Annotated in this window: 3 protein-coding genes; 1 reads left to right on the top strand and 2 read right to left on the bottom strand. The window is 61.3% G+C overall.

All coding sequences use genetic code 11. The features are described from left to right. Positions 1-64: 64 nt before the first annotated feature. Together ACO6VD_RS12105 and ACO6VD_RS12100 are read right to left on the bottom strand one after the other, a co-directional pair. Positions 65-1,138, bottom strand: coding sequence for an NAD(P)-dependent alcohol dehydrogenase (locus ACO6VD_RS12105; RefSeq protein ID WP_400170714.1), 1,074 nt, complete (start codon positions 1,136-1,138; stop codon positions 65-67). A gap of 196 nt (positions 1,139-1,334) precedes the next feature. Then, a complete protein-coding gene (locus ACO6VD_RS12100) occupies positions 1,335-2,150 on the bottom strand; it encodes a gamma-glutamyl-gamma-aminobutyrate hydrolase family protein (RefSeq protein WP_422419306.1) in 816 nt (271 codons plus the stop codon). 417 nt (positions 2,151-2,567) lie between these two features. Between ACO6VD_RS12100 and ACO6VD_RS12095 the strand changes: the two genes are divergently transcribed. Then, positions 2,568-2,858, top strand: coding sequence for a hypothetical protein (locus ACO6VD_RS12095; RefSeq protein ID WP_400170712.1), 291 nt, complete (start codon positions 2,568-2,570; stop codon positions 2,856-2,858). The last annotated feature ends 93 nt before the right edge of the window (positions 2,859-2,951 follow it).

Here is a 2,951-nt window from a genome sequence, read left to right as displayed (position 1 = left end):
TACTCCCACCCCCCCTCGCCCACGCCCGCTCCCTGCACCCCCTCCCCCCCCCCGCGAAGTGAAATCAAGGCGTGATCGCGACCTTCATCACACCATCGCGTTGATGGGCAAACAGCTCGTAGGCGGCCTCGATATCGTCCAGCTTGAAGCGGTGGGTGACCAGCGGCTTGAGGTCGACGCTGCCACTGCTGACCACCTCCATCAAGCGGCGCATGCGCTCCTTGCCACCGGGGCAGAGGGTGCTGACGATGCTGTAGTCACCCAGGCCGGCGGCAAACGCCGACAGCGGGATGGTCAGGTCGGAGGAGTATACGCCCAGGCTCGACAGGGTCCCGCCCGGACGCAGGATGCGCAGGGCTGATTCGAAGGTTGACTGGGTGCCCAGGGCCTCGATGGCGACATCCACGCCGCGGCCGTGGGTCAGGGCCATGATCTGCTCGACCACATTGCCCTGTTTGAAATCGACCACGTGAGTGGCGCCCAGCTGGCGTGCAACGGTCAGTCGGGCGGCTACGGTATCGACACCGATGATCGTGGTCGCTCCCATCAAGCGGGCACCGGCCACGGCGCACAGGCCGATGGGACCGAGGGCGAATACTGCGACCGTGTCACCGATCCGTACTCCGCCACGTTCGGCGCCGGAGAAACCGGTGGACATGATGTCCGGGCACATTAACACCTGCTCATCACTCAGACCGTCGGGGATTGGCGACAGGTTGGCCATGGCGTCGGGCACCAGCACGTATTCGGCCTGGCAGCCATCGATGGTATTGCCGAACTTCCAGCCGCCAGCGGGACGAAAACCATGGGGAGTACCCGGGCCGTCCTGGGAGGCGCAGCCACAAAGACAGGCGTAACTGTGACCACTGGGAGTAATTGCGCCAGCGATGACACGCTGACCTTCAGTGAAACCCTGAACCTGGCTACCGAGTTTTTCAATGATGCCGACCGGCTCGTGACCGATGGTCAGGCCTTTGGCGACCGGGTATTCGCCGCGCAGGATATGCACGTCGGTACCGCAAATCGTCGTGGTGGTAACGCGTATCAGCGCGTCGGAGGGACCCACGTCGGGGATGGGTTTTTCATCCAGAACAATGCGGTTTTTTTCAACGAAGATTGCCGCTTTCATGCGGGACATGGCCATTTCTCCTGAACAGGTGTGCGTGGCTGGGCGTGCAGTCAGCGTTCAGGGTGCGCGTTTGGCGGGCGTAAGGCCAGTGATCGGGATCAATAGGAGGGTAAACGCGTCGCGGGGCAACCCTGCTCCACCAGTTTTCCTTTCACCCCGGTGGGAGCGGGCTTGCCCCGCGATTGTTTGCAGCAGGCGATCTAGATCAGGCCGCCGAGCTCAGCTTGTTGGCGCCTTGAGCCTTGGCCACCTGCTTGCGGCAGGCGTCGCCAAAGGCCTGGAACATTTTCACCGAGTCCGGGTTCTGCGCCGCTTGCCATTCCGGGTGCCATTGCACCGCGAACAGGAAGGGCGACAGGCTCGGCGCATGGATAGCCTCTACCAGACCATCTTCGGCGCGGGCCAGCGGCTCGATGCCTTTGCCGAGGTTTTTCAGGCCCTGGCCGTGCAGCGAGTTGACGCGGATCTCGTCGCTTTGCAGCAGTTTGTGCAACCAGCTGCCTTGTTCCACACGCACGCTGTGAACAGCGCTGTACTGCACGTCTACCGGATCTTCCGGGTTTTCCCGGTGATCGTTGAAGCCGTCTACTGCGTAGACCTTCTGGTAGATATCACCACCCAGGGCCACGTTGATTTCCTGCATGCCACGGCAAATACCGAAAATCGGCAGGCCACGAGCGATGGCAGCTTTCACCAGAGGCAGGTCGAACAGGTCGCGGTTACGATCCTGGGCTTTGCCCGGGGTTTCGTTTTCCTGGCCATAGAGCGCTGGGTCGATGTTACTGCCAGCACCGGTCAGGTAAACACCATCAGCCATGTCCAGGTAGGTTTCGAGGTCTTCGATGCCGCAGCAGGTCGGTACCAGGACGGGTACGCAACCGGCTTGTTCAACCAGCGGCACGATGTATTTGTGGGTCATGACCTGATAGTCGTGACCTTTGCGCTCCTGGGCGCCCATGGTCATCAGGACGACGGGTTTGCGAAGGGTTTGTTTCTTATTGCCAATGTTGCTGTTGGGCATATGTCACCTTGGGACAGGCGCGGCCTGTCATTATTGTGCAGGCGCGCTGCTGAAACCTTTGCGCTACCTGAGGTTTCGAGCACTGCCGGAAGGGCGCAGAGGGCCGATATTTCCGGTCGAAACCTGAGATACAGCTTGCCAGAGCCGTTTAATATGTCAAACGACTTCAGCTTGCGTAGCCGAAGCCTGTCATTGCCTCCGTGCAATATCGCCTTGCAGGCCTTGCCGACCGGTGCTGCCAGCGATTCTCTCGGTTAATTATATTTGACAGCGGGTCGCTCGCTACCCACCTATACTTCGGCGATCGGCAACAGCCTGCTGTCGTTGACCGGGTCAAGACGCCTCTGATCCTCTGGTCGTGCCATTTAGTCGTTGGATGCGAGTCGTCCTCTCTCAACGCTATAAAGGGTGCAGATCATGGATATCGTCAGTCTGGTGGTGCAGATCATTGCCGGTGTGGTGGGTGGCAATGCCGTCGGCATGAGCAAGCAAAGCATGGGGCCAGGGCTCAATTCGGTCGTCGGGGGTATCGGCGGGGTGGTGCTCGGGCAGATTATCGCGGCGATAACCGGCGAGCCGGGCGCTGCGGCGGCGGGTGGCGGGCTGGATCTGCCGGCGCTGATCAGCAGTATTATCGGCGGTGGCGCCGGCGGTGCGGTGCTGACCTTCATCATCGGCTTGATCAAGTCGAAGATGCATCCGCAATAGGGGTGAATCTATCGCGGGACAAGTCGAGGCGGGGGGGGGGGGGGGGGGGGGGAAGGGAGGGGGGGTAGAGGAGGGAGGGGGGGACGGGGGGAA

It is taken from the genome of Pseudomonas sp. GZD-222 (genome assembly GCF_049310525.1).
Classification (GTDB): Bacteria; Pseudomonadota; Gammaproteobacteria; order Pseudomonadales; family Pseudomonadaceae; genus Aquipseudomonas.
Note: the sequence above shows the minus strand (reverse complement) of the source record. Positions and strands in the feature narration are given on the sequence as shown.